General features: G+C 33.0%; 17 protein-coding genes and 1 tRNA gene. 11 read left to right on the top strand and 7 right to left on the bottom strand.

Annotated features, from left to right (window positions below):
* Positions 1–97: 97 nt before the first annotated feature.
* From G508_RS18665 to G508_RS0106335, 5 genes are all read left to right on the top strand, one after another.
* Complete coding sequence (locus tag G508_RS18665; RefSeq protein ID WP_035694313.1) at positions 98–454, top strand: heavy-metal-associated domain-containing protein; 357 nt, start codon at positions 98–100, stop codon at positions 452–454.
* A 64-nt stretch (positions 455–518) separates the two neighbouring features.
* Positions 519–908: an HYC_CC_PP family protein gene (locus G508_RS19475; RefSeq protein ID WP_051197481.1), complete on the top strand. Its 390-nt coding sequence runs from the start codon at positions 519–521 to the stop codon at positions 906–908.
* Between the two features lie 96 nt (positions 909–1,004).
* Positions 1,005–1,361 carry a heavy-metal-associated domain-containing protein gene (locus G508_RS18655; RefSeq protein ID WP_035694312.1) on the top strand — a complete coding sequence of 119 codons (357 nt, stop codon included), beginning with the start codon at positions 1,005–1,007 and terminating at the stop codon, positions 1,359–1,361.
* 79 nt (positions 1,362–1,440) lie between these two features.
* Positions 1,441–1,935, top strand: a complete 495-nt coding sequence (locus G508_RS0106340; RefSeq protein WP_157485890.1) for a heavy-metal-associated domain-containing protein — start codon at positions 1,441–1,443, stop codon at positions 1,933–1,935.
* Between the two features lie 10 nt (positions 1,936–1,945).
* Complete coding sequence (locus tag G508_RS0106335) at positions 1,946–2,752, top strand: hypothetical protein (protein WP_026704528.1); 807 nt, start codon at positions 1,946–1,948, stop codon at positions 2,750–2,752.
* A 248-nt stretch (positions 2,753–3,000) separates the two neighbouring features.
* On the opposite strand, the gene G508_RS0106330 is transcribed toward G508_RS0106335, so the two are convergent.
* The 3 genes from G508_RS0106330 to G508_RS0106320 form a co-directional block, all read right to left on the bottom strand.
* Positions 3,001–3,573 carry a hypothetical protein gene (locus G508_RS0106330; protein ID WP_026704527.1) on the bottom strand — a complete coding sequence of 191 codons (573 nt, stop codon included), beginning with the start codon at positions 3,571–3,573 and terminating at the stop codon, positions 3,001–3,003.
* Positions 3,570–6,206, bottom strand: a complete 2,637-nt coding sequence (locus tag G508_RS0106325; protein ID WP_026704526.1) for an Eco57I restriction-modification methylase domain-containing protein — start codon at positions 6,204–6,206, stop codon at positions 3,570–3,572. The genes G508_RS0106330 and G508_RS0106325 overlap by 4 nt, the downstream gene beginning before the upstream one ends.
* A 251-nt stretch (positions 6,207–6,457) precedes the next feature.
* Positions 6,458–6,530: transfer RNA gene (locus G508_RS0106320), tRNA-Phe, on the bottom strand.
* A gap of 122 nt (positions 6,531–6,652) precedes the next feature.
* Here G508_RS0106320 and G508_RS0106315 point away from each other — a divergent pair.
* From G508_RS0106315 to G508_RS0106290, 6 genes are all read left to right on the top strand, one after another.
* On the top strand, positions 6,653–7,387 hold the full coding sequence (locus tag G508_RS0106315) for a type III pantothenate kinase (RefSeq protein WP_026704525.1): 735 nt from the start codon (positions 6,653–6,655) through the stop codon (positions 7,385–7,387).
* On the top strand, positions 7,380–8,633 hold the full coding sequence (locus G508_RS0106310) for an OmpP1/FadL family transporter (protein ID WP_026704524.1): 1,254 nt from the start codon (positions 7,380–7,382) through the stop codon (positions 8,631–8,633). Before G508_RS0106315 ends, G508_RS0106310 begins: the two co-directional genes overlap by 8 nt.
* A 28-nt stretch (positions 8,634–8,661) precedes the next feature.
* Positions 8,662–9,216 (top strand): LPS export ABC transporter periplasmic protein LptC, encoded by a 555-nt coding sequence (gene lptC, locus G508_RS0106305; RefSeq protein WP_035694307.1) that lies wholly within the window; start codon positions 8,662–8,664, stop codon positions 9,214–9,216.
* Positions 9,217–9,231: 15 nt separating this feature from the next.
* Positions 9,232–9,423, top strand: coding sequence for a hypothetical protein (locus G508_RS0106300; protein WP_026704522.1), 192 nt, complete (start codon positions 9,232–9,234; stop codon positions 9,421–9,423).
* Between the two features lie 3 nt (positions 9,424–9,426).
* Positions 9,427–10,686 carry a hemolysin family protein gene (locus tag G508_RS0106295; RefSeq protein WP_026704521.1) on the top strand — a complete coding sequence of 420 codons (1,260 nt, stop codon included), beginning with the start codon at positions 9,427–9,429 and terminating at the stop codon, positions 10,684–10,686.
* 110 nt (positions 10,687–10,796) lie between these two features.
* Positions 10,797–12,890: a peptidylprolyl isomerase gene (locus G508_RS0106290; protein ID WP_026704520.1), complete on the top strand. Its 2,094-nt coding sequence runs from the start codon at positions 10,797–10,799 to the stop codon at positions 12,888–12,890.
* A 54-nt stretch (positions 12,891–12,944) separates the two neighbouring features.
* Here the strand turns inward: G508_RS0106290 and G508_RS0106285 are convergent, their stop codons facing one another.
* From G508_RS0106285 to rodA, 4 genes are all read right to left on the bottom strand, one after another.
* A complete protein-coding gene (locus tag G508_RS0106285; protein ID WP_026704519.1) occupies positions 12,945–13,859 on the bottom strand; it encodes a GYDIA family GHMP kinase in 915 nt (304 codons plus the stop codon).
* A gap of 4 nt (positions 13,860–13,863) precedes the next feature.
* Positions 13,864–15,189: a hydroxymethylglutaryl-CoA reductase, degradative gene (locus tag G508_RS0106280; RefSeq protein ID WP_026704518.1), complete on the bottom strand. Its 1,326-nt coding sequence runs from the start codon at positions 15,187–15,189 to the stop codon at positions 13,864–13,866.
* A 144-nt stretch (positions 15,190–15,333) separates the two neighbouring features.
* Complete coding sequence (locus G508_RS0106275; RefSeq protein ID WP_157485889.1) at positions 15,334–15,846, bottom strand: hypothetical protein; 513 nt, start codon at positions 15,844–15,846, stop codon at positions 15,334–15,336.
* A 150-nt stretch (positions 15,847–15,996) separates the two neighbouring features.
* On the bottom strand, positions 15,997–17,250 hold the full coding sequence (gene rodA / locus G508_RS0106270) for a rod shape-determining protein RodA (RefSeq protein ID WP_026704516.1): 1,254 nt from the start codon (positions 17,248–17,250) through the stop codon (positions 15,997–15,999).
* Position 17,251: the final 1 nt, after the last annotated feature.

Below are 17,251 nucleotides of genomic sequence, written 5' to 3'. Positions count from 1 at the left end.
AGAAATCACAAAATATATATTTTAATACTTGAATTTGTTGAGGTTGACGTAAAGTGAAATGAATTCTTATATTTGCGAACAAACAAAACGATAAAATATGAAGATTCTAAAGCAATTTTTATTGATATTCACTCTTATTGTGTGCTCTGGAAATGCATTTTCACAAAAGCAAAAAGCGGTTGAAAGAGCAATCATCAAAACCAATATTTATTGCAACCATTGTGCAAAATGCGAAACTTGTGGTGAAAGATTTCAGAAAGTATTGCTTCGTGAAAAAGGAATTCAGATGGTGACACTTGATGAAAAGGAAATGAATATCGAGGTAGTGTACAATACAAAAAAGACCGATTTGCTAAAAATAAAAACAGCCATCACCAAGCTTGGATATGATGCCGATGATTTTAAAGCAGATGAAGTTGCCTATGAGGGACTTGATAATTGCTGTAAAAAGTAATTTAACTCAATTTAAGTAAAAATATATTCTGATTTGTGTAATTTTGCTCAATAATTAGTTGATAATGAAAAGGTTTTTCGCAATCTTATTAATGTTCTTGTACGTGATTCCAGCAATTGGAGTCAATGTTTCAATGCATTATTGTGGAGGCGAATTGGTTTCGGTGTCACATCAATTATCGGAGAAAAAGAAGTGTTTCTGTTCTCCAAATAAAATGAAAAAAGGCTGTTGTGAAGATAAACAGCAAACCTTTAAAATAGACGACAGTCAGCAAAAAGCAGAATTATTTTCTCAAAAATTCAGTAATGCTTTTGTTCTTCAAATTGAAAAGCCTTTTGTTTTTCAAAATCCTATTGCTTATAAAAGCATAGACAGGATTAATTATTCAATTTTTCATCCCCCCAATCTCTATCGGGAACCCCTTTATTTGCTGAACAGCGTTTTCAGAATTTGATTTTACAGTTTTAATTTGAAATCCGATGCACCAGTTGCAGAACGGATTATTCGTGTATTTACACATTTCTAAAATTAAATCCTAAAATAGATCAAAATGAAAACATTCAATAAAATACTAATGGGAATAATGGTTGTATTCTCCTTGACTAGTTGCGAAGCACAAATTAAAAATGCAAAAACCGAAACAGTAAAAGTATACGGCAATTGTGGGATGTGCAAAAAGAAAATTGAAACGGCTGCAAACGAAAAAGGAATTTCAAAGGCTGATTGGAATGTCGAAACCGCAATGCTTACCATAACGTATGACACAAAAAAAACTTCGCAAGACGCAATCCTCAAAAAAGTAGCAGATGCAGGTTATGACAGTGACAAGTACACGGCTAAAGATGAAGTGTATGATGCTTTGCACGGTTGTTGCCAATATGAACGTCCAGCAAAAACTACCAAATAAAATTCTCCAGAATAATTTCGAACTAATTTGTTACTAACAAGCACGATGATCCGTCGTCGTGCTTCAATCTATATTCAAAATGAAAAAAATAATTTTAATCATACTAATGATGCTACTTCCTATTTTAGGAATCGGGCAAATAAAAAGTGCCAGTCTTCAGGCAAGCGGACTAACGTGTAGCATGTGCAGTAATTCTATCTACAAATCATTGAAAACCATCTCGTTTATCGAGGAAGTTGACAGTGATGTTGAAACTTCTACTTTCAATATTAAATTTAAAACCAATCAAGAAGTCGATTTGGATGCCTTGCAAAAAGCGGTTGAAAAGGCTGGATTTTCTGTTGCAAGTTTGAAGTTTGTCATGAATGTGAATAATCTAAAAGTTCAAAATCAGCAAAAAACAGAAATAGGAGATAAAACATTTTATTTCGTAAACATAAAAGATAAAGTACTAGATGGCGATGTTGAGTTCAGAATTGTGGATAAGGATTTTATTTCTCCAAAAGAATTCAAAAAACTTAAAAGCAGGTTAGAACCAAGTGGCGATAAAAGAATTTATAACGTCACTTTTTAATTTCTTTCGGATGAAAAAAGCAATAATAATACTGATGATTTTTATTTTCGGGAGTAAAGTTGAAGCCCAAGAACTCTATGTTTTTACCGAACCAGCGAGTAACATTCCAGCAAATCTTTTAAGTGCAAGGCTGATGTCGTCTTTTTACAAGGAAAAATTCGAAAGCGGAACAAACATACATTTTATGCCTGAAGTTCGGTATGGGATTTCGAGCAAATTGATGGTTCAGGCCCAGGCTTATATCAGTAATCGGGAAACGGGTTATGTTTCTGAAGGTGGCGGAATTTATGCTCAATATAAATTCCTGAACAATGATGAAGTGAAAAAACATTTCCGCATGGCTGCTTATGGAAGAATGAGCTACAATAATTCGGATATTCATCAGGAAGAAATTGAAACTGTCGGGCATAATTCGGGTTTTGAAGGTGGAATCATTGCCACACAATTGCTTCATAAAGTAGCTTTGAGTTCCTCCTTGAGTTTCGAGCAAGCGATGAACAATAGCAGTTATGAATTTCCTGATGAATGGTCAAGTTCAGCGATGAATTATACTTTTTCTGTTGGAAAATTAATGCTTCCAAAAAAATACACAAGCTATGATCAAACCAATTTTAATTTGATGCTTGAGTTTTTAGGACAACGCCTGAACGAAAATGGAAAATCCTATTTGGACATCGCTCCATCAGTTCAATTTATCATCAAAAGCCGGGCAAGAATTGATTTAGGCTACCGTCATGAGCTGTATAGTGAAATGTTACGAACGGCTCCAAATGGTTTTGTGGTGCGATTTGAATATAATTTTTATAACGTTTTATAATTCTCCAAAAAGCTGTTAAAAACAAAAAAAAACGAATCCCGAAGTTTCGGGACTATTCGAGTTTTGTGGTACCTCCAGTCCCGAAGTTTCGGGAGAACCAAGGGCACATGAGTTTATGTCTTTTTATATAAGATATCTATTAGAATTTCTGGGTTAGGGATTAAGGGACAATAACAAACAAAATCGTCTGCATAATGAGATTTGTATAAAATTAATTTGTGATTTCTAATAGCAATTCTTAGTGTTATTTATATCTTCAATATTTGATGTGCTAACATTTTAATATGATTTTGAAAGCATTTATTTATTTCTTCTAATGAAGAAAGTGCTAAATCGTAATCATTAATATTTAAAGCAAAATGTGCATGAGGAATAATGTCATCACATGATTGCTTTATATGTAGGTGTGGACTTCTTTTGTAGTTACCGTGCGTCAAGTCAGTATCTTTCGGATCGGTATGAAGTAGTATATATTCCTTATCTTCTCTGTTTTCAACACTGTATAAATGAAAATAGATTCTGTTTAAAGAGTAGTCTGTTCGAGAAGATGGAATTTTATCCCAAATTTCATAATAACTTGCTTTGAATTTTGGGTTTCTGGTTTTAAAACGTTCGTTAATATCATTCTGAATATTGAACTGTCCCAAGTCTGTAATTCGATTATCGCCTACGCAAAATATTATTTTTTGTTGTGATAAAGCAGCAACCCTTTGAGCATGAATGCTGTTGTTGGCTGCAATATGTCTAACAAGAGTTTTTATTTGATTGCTCCTTGTTGAGTTTAAATTTGTTTCCGATTGAATGATATTTTTTATACTCATAAATTAATACCTAATAAATCTTTTTCCTTTGATGTCAACTTATATAACTCACATGCTATGTTATTTATTTCTTGCTCCATCTCAAACTGTTTTAAACTGTTTTTTTCTGAAACTCTTTTCTTTACAAGAATAATCATTTTATTGACTAAACTAAAATTTTCAGTTATTGTTGGATCAGGCACAGGTGTTTTTTTAAGAGTTTTAATTGTAAATATGTTATATCCACTTGCCTGTTTATGTGCTTGCATAGATAATGTCCAATAACAAGGAATTGAATTTAGAATTCCTAAAAAATAATATAATAAGTTGCTATCTCCGTTTTCTTTTAATGTAAAATAAGGAGACCGTGAGGTTATAAAATTTCCTTTAATGTCTAACGAAAATTTTGGTGTAATTGAAAGATAAGGAGCGACTATTTTTGGAGAGTTAGCTTCTTGGGAATTTCCAGCAGAATGAAGTTTCCACCAGCTTAATTGACCTTTTATGACTTTACCTCTCTCATTTGACAAAACATTTTTATTGCTATTCAAATAATCCCAAGTTATTGGAAAATCTTTTATCAGACTTTCTTCTTCAATCAATTCGTTATTAATGAAAGGATAAAAAATCAATTCATTTTTATCATTTTCGGAGATGTACTGACTAATTTTTTTATCAGGTAAAAATTGTTTGTAAAGTGATTTTTCCTGTTTCGGTATGTCTGTTGAGTTTCTAATAAAAACACTGTCTTTACCGCTTACAACGCCTTGGGTAAGTTTTAAAAAATCATCTATAGATCGATTCTCTTTCATTTTAGCTAGCAAATCAAATTCCGATTTATTTAAGATATACCATTCGCTATCAAGTTTAAAATAATTATTTGCTTTATATACTTGGTATTGCTTTTGGTCAGATTCATTTTCATGAAGAAGTTGATTTAATGCTTCACCAACTGAAGACCTGCACTTCAAAAGCCAAGATGATGAGTTGATTTGATTTGTATTTTCTTTTTTTCTGAGAATTAAAAGCATTGTATATGTACTGACATTTTCAAACACATTAATAGCTGATAAATCAGCAACTACTTCAATATTACAATACTTTAAAATATAATTACGTAATTTTTTAGAACTTTCAGATGTTAAAAAATTATGTGGCAAAACAAATAATCCAAGCCCGTTTGGATTTAATAAATCGACAGAAAGTTTTAAAAAAACTTGATAAACATCAACTTTTCCATTTGTTAATTCACCTAATATTTCTTTGTGAGGTTCTGTAAATTCTTTATCTCTTTTGTTTTGATTTATATATGGTGGATTTGAAATAATTATGTCAGCATATTCATTTTTTTTAATCAAATCCTCCATTATAGGTATCGAATCGCCGTGAATTACATTAGGCTTAGTAAGCTGATTGTTAAAAACATAGTGTAATAAAGTTAAAGAAAGGTTAGTGGCTAAACAAGCATTAGCATCATTATCAATTCCCATGACATTATTAAATAGCTTGTCTATTTGCAAGTCAACATTTTTAATAATTCTTTCTTCGATTTGAGTTTCTAATAACGTTCTTAGAAAAATTCCTGAACCAACTGCAGGTTCTAAAATTTTCAAATTTTCAAATTCTTTTGGAGAATATTTTTTTGAAATATATTTAGCAAAAAATCTTGCTATATATTCAGGGGTGTAAAAAGCTCCCGCTTGTTTATTTATTTTCTCATATGGAATAGGGGAGAATCCGAAAAGATTAGTTTCATTATAATCCAAATCAGAAATACTTAATAAAGAAACGTATTTTTGATATATACGACTTAATGCTTGTTTAGTCATTATTGAAAAATCATATTTAAAACGATTGTATTCATTTTCATAAAAACTGTTAAACATTCTTTTTAGATCGTTAAGTGATAAATTATCAAATAGTTTTAATCTTTCTTTACTAACGATAAAATCTGGGATTTGATTTAAAACCTTTTCTGCATTAATTACAATTTGTGATAAATTTGAATTTTGATTGTTTGAAATTATATCAATTAAAATTTTAGTTAGATGAGGAATTTCATCATTTCTTTTTTTACTATCTTCAATAGACCTAAGAAATATTATAGTATTAAATAGATGAGATAATGAAACTAAATCAATCTGATTATGGAATTCTGCGGAAATGATTCTTTTCCAATTCGAAATGTTTTCAATTAAAACATCATCAAGAGCTCTAATATTAGAATTGGGTTTTTTTTCAATAATTTCATAGAATGTTTCAATACTTAATGCCTCTGCTTCATTTCCAACCTCAATTTTTCGTGTATCAACTTTTCGCTTCTCTTTGTTTAAAATAAAATAGTAATTGACATAACGTTCGTCAATTGTAATATGCCAATTTACAAGGTTATTGTAAGAAAGGGATAGTAAATTTTCCTCTTCAATGTTAGTTAATTCTTCATTTCTAATATTTAGAAAAGATATAATAGCTGAGTTTTGTAAACCATGCTCAATAACAAGATATCCATTAGATTTTTCCTCACGTGATGGTGGGATAAAGTAACTTGGATTCCAACCAAGCTCTTTCGCAAACTCCAAAACTAATTTTTTGGAATCTATTTCCTTATTCTTGGAAGTTAATTTATAATGTATATCTGTTACGATTGTATTCATTTGAATGATAAAATTAAAATATTAATTGTTGAAGTGAATCAAAAAATCAGGCTTTAATACAGAAATATTTTTTTTGAGATTGATTCTACAATAGCTATCAAATATATAAATTACGTTTGAGAAGTTTTTAATTGAATTGATATTATTACGCAAATAATTCATTTATGTTTTGTAATAAATAAAACAGAATTAAAGATTGATAATTTTGGCTGTTAAAAACAAAAAACCCGAATATTGCTATTCGGGTTTCGTGGTACCTCCAGGGATCGAACCAGGGACACATGGATTTTCAGTCCATTGCTCTACCATCTGAGCTAAGGTACCGTTACAATTTCGAGCTGTACTGCTTGTTGATTGCGGGTGCAAATATAGAAGCTTTTTTGAGTTATCCAAAACATTTTTTTAAAAAAATGAATTCGTACCTTCGCAACTTCAATCTTCCAAGTATGATTTTAACTGTTGATGTAGGAAATACAAGAATTAAAAGTGCTGTTTTTGAGAACAATATACTTTTGGAACAATTTGTTTTTGATAAAAAAGAGCTTCAGAAAAAAATTGAAATTATTTTAAAAAAGTATCAAAACATAACCGATTTAGTCGTTGCATCTGTTGGAACCATCTCAAAAGAAGACTTTTTAGTATTTGAAAATACGATAAAAATCAATTTCATTACACATCAAGATTCATTTCCCTTTCTTAATAGTTATGAAACGCCACTAACATTAGGAATAGATAGGATGGTTTTGTCAGCGGGTGCAGTTTTAAAATTTCCCAATCAAAATAGATTGGTTATTGATGCAGGAACTTGTATCACGTATGATTTTATAGATTCGGGAGATAATTATTTAGGAGGTGCCATTTCTCCGGGAATTCGACTACGTTATGAATCCTTACACAATTATACTGCAAAATTGCCTTTGTTGACAATTGAAAATCCTGAAAATTTTATCGGAAGTTCTACCCATGAATCCATTCATTCTGGCGTTGTCAACGGAGTTGTTCATGAAATTGATGGTTTTATAAATCAGTATAAGGAGCAATATTCAAAATTTACCATAATTTTAACTGGTGGAGACTCAGTTTTTTTGGCTAAACGATTAAAAAATACCATATTTGCCAATTCAAATTTCCTATTAGAAAGTTTGAACCATACATTTCAATATAAAGTCAAAAATGATTAAAAAAGTTATTGTAGGCATCTGTTTGCTTTTTGCTATCGGGACATTTGCACAAGAAGGAACAGCATCGCCATACTCTTTCTACGGAATCGGGGATATTCGATTTAAAGGAACTGCCGAAAACCGTTTTATGGGAGGATTGAGTATTTTTCCAGACAGCACACACATCAATTTGCAAAATCCTGCCGGATATGCCGGATTAAAAAGAACAACCCTAACCTTGGGAGGAACGTATGCAACTACAAACTTACAAACGAATACAGGACAAGGGAAACCTAGAAGGACTACAATCGATTATCTTGCTATAGGGTTGCCAATTAGCAGCAAAGTAGGTGTAGGTTTTGGTTTGATGCCTTATTCTTCAGTCGGATATAAATTGCAGTCATCCTCTACAGATGATGCAACTTCTATTATGAAAACCAATCAAGCTTCGGGAACGGGTGGTGTTAATAGGGCTTTTTTAGGAATAGGTTATCAAGTAACTCCAAATTTGAGCTTGGGAGCTAATCTTGACTATAATTTTGGGGAAATCGAAACTACAAGCTACGAGTTTTGGAGTGTTATAGAAAACGGTACAAGAGAGCTAAATACGTCAAAAATACGTGGTGTTAGTTTTAATACTGGAGCCATGTGGAATAAAAGAATTTATAAGAAATTGGATATGTTTGCCTCAGCAATTTATACACCAGAAAGCAAGTTAAATTTTACAAACGAAAGAAGTATTGCAATAATTAGTCAGACTAATGGGACTATTGTTGATCCTGGAGAAATTGATGCGTCAAAAACAGATTTAAAACTTCCTTCTAAGATTGCATTGGGTGTAGGTATTGGGGAGGTTAGGAAATGGTTAGTTGGTGCTGAGTATACATTTCAAAACACCAGCAATTTTGGCAACAGATTCAATGATATTACGAATGCAACATTCGAAAATTCTTCTAAAATAAGTTTTGGAGGGTATTATATTCCAAATTATAATTCGTTTACGAGCTACATGGAAAGAATGACCTATCGTGCTGGTTTTAGACATGAAAACACTGGATTGGTGATCAATGAAAAATCAATTAACGATACAGCTGTCACATTTGGTTTAGGATTTCCAATATCGGGATCTTTTTCTAATATCAATTTTGGTTTAGAATACGGAAAGAAAGGAACAAAAGCTCAAAATTTAGTAGAAGAAAATTATCTCAACTTTAGCTTGAGTTTGTCTTTAAATGATAAATGGTTTGTCAAAAGGAAATACGATTAATTTTAGTATTCAAACGGTATAAACTAGTATGAGATTTAATCCGAAAATAGTATTTTCCTATACAATTGCCGCTTTAATCAGTGCATTGAATTTCGGCTGTGAAAGTAATTTCAAGGAGGTGCAAAAGATCAATGTTTCGGAATTTAGTCCAAGTGGCGAAGCCGATTCGATTACTTTAAAATATACTGATTCGGGCAAAATCAAAGCGATCTTGAAAGGCGAAAAAATGCTCGATTATGCAACGGTTGAATATCCTTTTACAGAATTTCCAAAAGGGGTAGAAGTAACACTTTATGACAGTAAAGGCAAAAGGACATTCGTGAGATCGGATCATGCGATGCAATTTAAAGGAACGGAAATCATCGATTTGTCAGGAAATGTAAAAATCCGAACAGAAGACAATCAGCTTCTGGAAACCGAACAATTGTATTATGACCAAAAGAACTCGTGGTTCTTTACCGAAAAAAAGTATAAATTTACAGCTCCAAAAGGTGTTTCATACGGAGAAGGAGTCGATTTCGACAAGGATTTCAAAATCATGAACACCCAAAAATTTAAAGGAGAAATAGAACAATCTGAATAAATTCAATTCAAGAAAATGAAATATCTAAAGTTTACTCAATACATATATCTAGCTTTTGCTGGTTTCTTTATTTATGATGGAATCACAAAACTGAATACCGAAGAAACTCCGTGGTTGAGCTTTATAATTGCAGCTGTAGCGATATTTATGTTTTTTTTCAGAAGAAGTTTTTCTAAAAAATTCGAAGATCGAAATAAAAATATATAAGTCATGGAAGTTAGTATTATAATCATTTGCTTAATACTATCGGCCTTTTTTTCTGGAATGGAAATCGCTTATATTTCCTCTAATAAGGTATATCTTGGCATCGAGAAAAAACAAGATAATTTCCTCTCGAAAATACTCTCAAAGCTTACCGAAAACCCCTCAAAATTTATAGCTTCAATGCTTATTGGAAACAATATTGCTTTGGTGGTGTATGGTTTTTTTATGGGTGAACTTATTGTAAGTCAGATTAATGCTTGTGGATTTGTTTTTTCTGTATGGACAGTAATGATTGCGCAAATTATAATTGCATCTATCGTAATTATCATCACATCTGAGTTTTTGCCGAAGGTTTTCTTTCAGATTTATGCCAATAGTTTGATAAAAGTTTTGGCTATTCCTGCCTATTTTTTCTATCAGATTTTCTACTATGTTTCATCCGCCATTATTTATGTTTCGGATATTATTTTGATTAAAATTTTCCATATAAAAGGAGATAACGAACAGCTTTTGTTTAGCAAAATCGAGCTTGGAAATTATATCACTGAACAAATGAAATCTGTTGAAGATCAAAAAGAAGTAGATTCTGAAATTCAGATTTTTCAAAATGCTCTCGAATTTTCTGGAGTGAAGGCAAGGGATATCATGAATCCAAGAACCGAAATTGCTGCAGTAGAAATCCATGATACTGTACAGGAACTCAAAGCTCTTTTTATAGAAACCGGCTATTCAAAACTATTGGTCTATCAAAATTCACTCGATGATATCATCGGATATGTGCATTCTTTTGAATTGTTCAAGAAGCCAAAAACCATTAAATCGGTCATGATTGCCGTAGAGTTTGTTCCTGAAACCATTTTCATCAAAGATGTCATGAACCTTCTCACAAAAAAAAGAAAAAGTGTCGCGATTGTTTTAGATGAATATGGAGGAACTTCTGGAATGGTTACTATCGAAGATATTGTAGAAGAATTGTTTGGAGAAATCGAGGACGAACATGACTTTGACGAGGAATTAATCGATCAACAGCTTCAAGAAAATGTCTATCTATTTTCAGCTCGACTGGATGTTGAAACGATTAATGAAAAATATAAGATCAATATTCCTGAAAGCGATTCCTATACCACACTCGGAGGGTTTATTGTAGATTTTACAAAAGAAATTCCCCAAAAAGGCGAAAATATACAAATCGAAAACTACCATTTTTTTATTGAAGAAGCCACCAATAAAAAGATTGAATTGGTAAAATTGACAATCACAGATTAGTTTTAGAAAAAAAATCAATTTTTATTGTAAATTATATCCTTACTACTATAATTATTAAATAGATAATTGTATTTTCGCAAACTAAATTTTAAAATTAACAAACATAGAAAATGGCAGTTTTAGCAAAAATTAGACAACGTTCGCTTCTTTTAATACTTGTAATAGGCTTTTGTTTATTGGCATTTGTAATTGGTGATCTTGTTCAAGGAGGAGGTTTTAATCAAACACCAACAGATGTTGGAAGCGTTAACGGAAACGAGATTCCTTTCGACGAATTTAGAGTTAAAGTTGATAATATCGAGAAAGGTGGTCAAGGAATGACTTCTGCTCAAGCCGTAAACAGAGCTTGGGAACAAGAAGTAACGGTTTCTTTATTAAATACTGAATTCGAAAAATTAGGTTTAAGAGTTGGTGAAGACCATATCATCGAAGTGCTGAAGCAAAGTCAAGATATCGGACAAAATCCTTTGTTCTTGAACGAAGCTGGAGTTTTTGATGTTGCAAAATTTAAGGAATATTTTAAAGCAAATCCTGAGCAAGCTGCAATGATCAATGCAAGAAGACCGGATGCAGCACTAAATGCAAAATTCCAAATCTATAGTTCTCTTCTAAAAGCGGGTGTTTACACTACAAATACTGAAGCGAAATTGAAATATGAAATGGAAGCTAACAAAGTGAATTTTGATTTTGTTGCTGTTGCTTATTCTACAATTAAAGATAGCGAAGTGAAAATATCTGATTCAGAGATCGTTGATTTCATGAAAAAGAATGAAAAAAGATATAAAGCTGACGAAACTCGTGAAATCGAATATGTGGTAATTAATGACCAAGCTTCGAAAGAAGATGAAGAGTTAGTGAAAAAAGAAGTAGAGCAAGTACTTGCTGGAAAAGTTACATACAATAAAGAAACGCAAAAGAACGATACTTTGCCAGGTTTTAGATCAGCTTCAAATATCGCTGAATTTGTAAATGCAAATTCTGATCTTCCTTATGATTCTTCATTTGTTGCAAAAAGTAGTTTGCCTGCAGAATATGCTGAACAATTATACAACCTTCCACAAGGAGAAGTTTTCGGACCTTATCTTTACAATGGATACTATGCAGTTAGTAAATCTCTGGGAAGACAAGCTGGTATCAATGCAAAAGCGAGTCATATCCTTTTGGCCTACAAAGGTGCAATGAGAGCGAATCCATCAGTTACAAGAACAAAGGAAGAAGCTCAAGCTAAAGCTAATGAATTGTTGGCTCAAGTTCAAGCAAATCCATCATCTTTCATGATGTTGGCTATGACTAACTCTGATGATTCTTCAAAACAACAAGGTGGAGATTTAGGTTATTTTTCTAAAGGACAAATGACTCCAAAATTCAATGATTTCGTATTTGGTAATCCAATTGGAAAAATTGGTTTGGTTGAAACAGAATTTGGTTTCCATATCATTAATGTAACTGATAAGCAAGACGGAATTCGTTTGGCTACAATTGCTAGAAAAATTGATGCTTCTGAAGCTACAAGTAATGCAGTTTACAATAAAGCGGTAAATTTCGAAATGGAAGCTGCTGAAAAAGATTTTGCTGCTGTTGCAAAGGCTAGCGGAGTGACGGTAAATCCTTCAGTGAAAGTACAGGCGATGGACGAAAGTTTTGGTCCTATCCAAAACCAAAGACAAATCGTTAAATGGGCTTTTGACAAGAAAACAAGCGTTGGTGATGTAAAAAGATATGAAGTGCCAAATGCTGGACACGTAATCGTGAAATTGAAAAAAGTGAATGAAGAAGGTTTGATGGCAATCGATCAAGCAAGACTTTCTATCGAACCAAAATTGAAAAACAAGAAAAAAGCCGAGTTAATCAAAGCGAAACTAAAAGGTAGTTCTTTGGCTGATATGGCAAAAGCTGCTGGAAGTACAGTTCAAACTGTTGCTGATGCTACTTTAGAAAATGCAGTTTTACCTGGATTTGGTCAAGAGCAAAAAGTAGTAGGGACTGCATTTGCTTTAGCTCCAAATAAAGTTTCAGCTCCAATTGAAGGTCTTTCTGGCGTATTTGTAGTACAACCAAAAAGCGTTGCTAAAGCTCCAGCAATTACAGACTATAAAGAATATGTAGCTAAATTGAGCGGACAAAGTGCTTCGGCTCCAGGAAGAGTAATCGGTGCTTTGAAAGCCGATGCTGAAATTGAAGATGATAGAAAATTATTTTATTAAGAAGTTGATATATTAGTTCAAGAAAAATCCCGGTTCATCCGGGATTTTTTTTATTTATAATATCATTTCATTGTAGGAAAGAATGGTGGTAAACCCTTTTTCCTTGAAATATAAGGATGGATTTTCTTTTGAAGCAACAAGAACAAAGTCGCCTCCCCAAGCTCCAAGGCTTTTAATTACACCTTTAAAATCGGAAAAAAAACGTTCCTTTACTGTTTGCATTTCTAAAATATCACTCATGATGATTTCATGTTTTTCCAATTCATGGGCGAAGATTTTTAAATCATCTGATAACAGTATCTTTTCTGTAATTTTTTCCAAATGGTTAATGGCTTTCGATAAATTGTTTTGCTTGGCATAATAGGAAGCAATTGCCGCTTTACTGCTTTGTTTTTGATTCAGGTATACAAAGTATAATTGATCTTTAAAGTCGGGCTCAAAAATCACTTGCTCAACGATTGGTTTTGCGTTCTCAAGATGATAGAGAATAGGAGTGTTATTTTGAGCACAAGCAATATCATAACCGCTTCCTCCAAAACTGTTGTTTAAAAGTTCGAATGCGTCACAATTTGCCCATTGTGCAATATTGTTAATTAAAGTGGATGAGGTTCCCAAACCCCAAAATTTAGGAAAAGAGAGTTCGGTGGTTACGTGATAACCTTCTGCAATATTTATGTAATTCCCATTCAATAAATAGGCTTGATGCAAGATGCCAATTAATGTTTTTTTAATAGAATCTTCTTGCTCTTTTTGAGGCCCATCGATAATTTCTTGAAATGTAATGGTGTCATCAAACCAAAGAGTGCCATCTTTGTCGAAACTTTTCCATGTTATTTTTTTTCCATCTTTTTCTTCGATAACCAAGTTTTGTCCAAATTTTGTTGGTAAAGCAAAAGCCTTGGCGCCATCGAGAACTACATATTCTCCTGTAATCAGCAGTTTTCCGTTACTGTAGAAAGTTTGTTTCAATGGATTATAGTTTTATTTTTCTTAAATTTTCGATGTAGGCTACAACTGCTGCATGCGAAACAGGATGGTTTTCAAAATGATTGACAATCTGCAAACGTTCAGTATCCGTGGCTTCAAATTGGTTGATGATGTTTCCAAGATGCATCTTCATGTGGCCTTCCTGGATTCCCGTTGTGGTCAACGATTTTAAAGCGGCAAAATTTTGTGCCAAACCTGCAACGGCTACAATTTGCATCAATTCTTTTGCAGAAGGTTTTTCGAGCATTTCAAGAGCAAATTTCACCAGTGGATGCAAAGAAGTCAATCCTCCAACTGTTCCCAAGGCCAATGGAATTTCAATCCAAAAGCTAAAAATACCATCTTCTATCTTAGCATGTGAAAGACTTGTATACTTTCCAGATTTTGCTGCAAAAGCATGAATTCCCGCTTCGACCGCTCGGAAATCATTGCCTGTTGCAAGAACGACGGCATCAATTCCGTTCATGATTCCTTTATTGTGGGTTACGGCTCGATAAGGTTCTACTTCGGCAATCTGGACAGCTCTAACGAACTTTTCGGCAAATTCCTGTGGATTTGTTTTCTTGTTATCGGCCAAGTCTTCTACTCTGCACGAAACTTCGGCTCGAACGATACAATTTGGAACATAATTCGACAAAATACTCATTACTACCTGAAGATTTTTTTGTTCTTCATTGAAATCTTTTTCTTCTTGAGCTAGATTTTTCAATGTTTTTGCAAATTGCTCCAAACAAGAGTTGATAAAATTCGCTCCCATTGAATCCTTCGTTTCAAAAGTAGCATGAAGCTGATAATAATTTGGAAGGAGATCGGTTTTGTTTTTTAAGACAATATCTAAAATTCCGCCACCACGCTTTTGCATGTTTTTGGTTATGTTTTCAGTTTCTTTGAAAAATAGGCTTTTATTTTTAGTAAAGAAGTTTTCTAATAGGGAGGTTTCACCTTTAAAAATAAAATGTACTTGGCCAATTTTTTCTGTGTTCAAAACGGTTGCCTTGAAACCGCCACGTTCTGCCCAAAATTTAGCCGCTTTTGAAGCTGCTGCAACAACGGAGCTTTCTTCGATTACCATCGGAACGGTAAAAAACTTACTATTAATTAGGAAATTCGGTGCAATTCCTAATGGCAAATAAAAATTGGTAACGGTGTTTTCTATAAAATCATCATGAAGCTTTTGAAGTTTTTCATCGGCATTCCAATAGTTTTTTAGAAGTGAAATGGCCCCTGTTGGTTCAGAAAAATAGCGATTTGCAATCCATTCAATCTTTTCTTCCTTTGATAGTTTTGAAAACCCAGAAACTGCTTTGTCCATTAGTGTCGTATAAATTGTAATTCAGTGCAAAGATAAGATTTTGATTGTAGTCTTTGAGAAGATTTTGACGAAACGAGTAGTGCTGTTTATAAGCATAAAAAAAGCCGCAAAAAAATGCGACTTTGAAAAAATGCGACGAAAAGCTTACTTTCTTTTATCACGCAAATCAGCTTCTTCTTTTTGATGCTTGAGTTGCAACTCTTTAATTTTAGTTTGTTGCTTACTCAATTTAATCTCCATTTTTTTGAGATCAATAGCTGATTTTCCTTTGGCTCTAGCCTTGTCATATTTTTTTGAATTTTTTTCAAAAGAGCGTTGTTCTTTTTCTAATCTTTTTTTGCTTTTGATAACATCTTTTTCAGCACTAGCTATTTTGTCTTGATGCTTTTCAAATTTTCGTTGTTTTTTGTCAAGTTTCTTTTGTTCTTTTTCGAGCTTTCGAGCTTCTTTTTCAATTTTTTTCTGGGCTGCTTCGTTTTCTTTTTGATTTTTTGCGGCAATAGCTGCCATTTGCTCGTTGTTTAGCACACGCTCTTGCGTAATTTTAGAAGTTTGTAAACTTGCATTCAAACTATCTGAAGCTGTTAAAGGCGTTTTTTCTTGGCCAAAAACACTTGCAGTGCAAATAAATAATAACAATAGTAAATTCTTTTTCATAGCATTTGATTTTAATTGGTGGTATAACAATAATTATGCCTCGTTAAATATAAGAATAAAAAGCTAGAAAATGATAAAATCTAAACTTAAGTCAATGAGTTGGTTGCAAAATGTAGATGAAAGGATATAAACAGTATAGAAAACTAACAATTACCACTCGTTGACTTTATTTGCATCCATTTTTACAAAAATAAAGATCAAAATGGTGAAAGCAAAAAGACCTGAACCCCCATAAGAAAACATGGGTAGCGGAACTCCCACAGTTGGAAACATTCCCAAAACCATTGCTGTATTGATAAAAAAGTGGATAAATAGAATCGAGGCTACACAATAGCCGTAGACTCGACTGAACTTTGTTTTTTGCCTTTCGGCCAAATAAATGATCCTTAGGATCAGTCCTATGAAAAGCAGGATTACTACGGTCGAGCCGATGAATCCCCATTCTTCTCCAACGGTTGTAAAGATATAATCGGTATGCTGTTCGGGAACGAAACCACCTTTAGTTTGAGTTCCTTCCAGAAAACCTTTTCCGTACCAACCACCTGAACCAATGGCGATTTTAGATTGATTGATGTTGTATCCAATTCCTTTATCATCGACTCTTTTTCCAAGCAAGACATTAAAACGATCCCTGTGGTGGTCTTGGAAAACATTGTCAAAAACATAGCTTACAGAAAATGTATAAGCCGAAATAAGCACTAAGATGATGGCGCTAAAAACAATATTCCGATTGACAAGTCGTGTTCTTAAATAAATCAAAGCGATGACAACCAGTGAAATCAAGACAATATAAACGGGTTGCAAAAGCAAACTCATCACAAATAAAATAATGGCGATAAAACCTGTCCATAAATACCAAGCAGGTAGTCCTTCGCGATACAAAACAAGTGACAATGCAGTAAAAATTAATGCACTTCCAGGGTCATTTGGAATAATTAAAAGGATCGGAAGTGCTATAATGGCAAGTCCGATTATTTGTTTTCGAACGTCATTCAGGTTGATTTGAACATCTCCCAAGTATTTGGCCAAAGCCAATGCTGTAGCAGCTTTTGCAAATTCGGCAGGCTGCAAACTGAAGGATCCAAATGAATACCAGTTGGTTTGTCCTTTAATTTCTTTACCAAACACGAATAAACCTGCAACACCCAATAATGCAACTGCATAAATAATACTGGAAAATTTTTCGTAGAATTTCGCATCAATGGATAATACGACAATAATAAGCGGTATAGTAACAATGATAAAAAGCAGTTGTTTCCCATACTCATAATTCATGTCGAAAATGGAAGTAACTTCAACTGGCGAGGAAGAAGAAAAAATGTTTAACCATCCTAAAATCACTAAAATGATATAGATGCTAACGATAACCCAGTCGATATTGCTTCTAACGCTTTGATTCTTCATA

The organism is Flavobacterium soli DSM 19725, from assembly GCF_000422705.1.
GTDB classification, from domain to species: domain Bacteria; phylum Bacteroidota; class Bacteroidia; order Flavobacteriales; family Flavobacteriaceae; genus Flavobacterium; species Flavobacterium soli.
This window is presented reverse-complemented; position numbering and strand designations above follow the sequence as displayed.

Bases quoted from the DNA above. Each gene is read 5' to 3' on its own strand.
- G508_RS0106330 (WP_026704527.1), bottom strand. From the start codon at position 3,573: ATGAGTATAAAAAATATCATTCAATCGGAAACAAATTTAAACTCAACA.
- G508_RS0106295 (WP_026704521.1), top strand. From the start codon at position 9,427: ATGGAAGTTAGTATTATAATCATTTGCTTAATACTATCGGCCTTTTTT.
- G508_RS0106280 (WP_026704518.1), bottom strand. From the start codon at position 15,189: ATGGACAAAGCAGTTTCTGGGTTTTCAAAACTATCAAAGGAAGAAAAG.
- G508_RS0106315 (WP_026704525.1), top strand. From the start codon at position 6,653: ATGATTTTAACTGTTGATGTAGGAAATACAAGAATTAAAAGTGCTGTT.
- rodA (WP_026704516.1), bottom strand. From the start codon at position 17,250: ATGAAGAATCAAAGCGTTAGAAGCAATATCGACTGGGTTATCGTTAGC.
- lptC (WP_035694307.1), top strand. From the start codon at position 8,662: ATGAGATTTAATCCGAAAATAGTATTTTCCTATACAATTGCCGCTTTA.
- G508_RS0106335 (WP_026704528.1), top strand. From the start codon at position 1,946: ATGAAAAAAGCAATAATAATACTGATGATTTTTATTTTCGGGAGTAAA.
- G508_RS18665 (WP_035694313.1), top strand. From the start codon at position 98: ATGAAGATTCTAAAGCAATTTTTATTGATATTCACTCTTATTGTGTGC.
- G508_RS0106275 (WP_157485889.1), bottom strand. From the start codon at position 15,846: ATGAAAAAGAATTTACTATTGTTATTATTTATTTGCACTGCAAGTGTT.
- G508_RS0106300 (WP_026704522.1), top strand. From the start codon at position 9,232: ATGAAATATCTAAAGTTTACTCAATACATATATCTAGCTTTTGCTGGT.
- G508_RS0106310 (WP_026704524.1), top strand. From the start codon at position 7,380: ATGATTAAAAAAGTTATTGTAGGCATCTGTTTGCTTTTTGCTATCGGG.
- G508_RS0106340 (WP_157485890.1), top strand. From the start codon at position 1,441: ATGAAAAAAATAATTTTAATCATACTAATGATGCTACTTCCTATTTTA.
- G508_RS18655 (WP_035694312.1), top strand. From the start codon at position 1,005: ATGAAAACATTCAATAAAATACTAATGGGAATAATGGTTGTATTCTCC.
- G508_RS0106325 (WP_026704526.1), bottom strand. From the start codon at position 6,206: ATGAATACAATCGTAACAGATATACATTATAAATTAACTTCCAAGAAT.
- G508_RS19475 (WP_051197481.1), top strand. From the start codon at position 519: ATGAAAAGGTTTTTCGCAATCTTATTAATGTTCTTGTACGTGATTCCA.
- G508_RS0106290 (WP_026704520.1), top strand. From the start codon at position 10,797: ATGGCAGTTTTAGCAAAAATTAGACAACGTTCGCTTCTTTTAATACTT.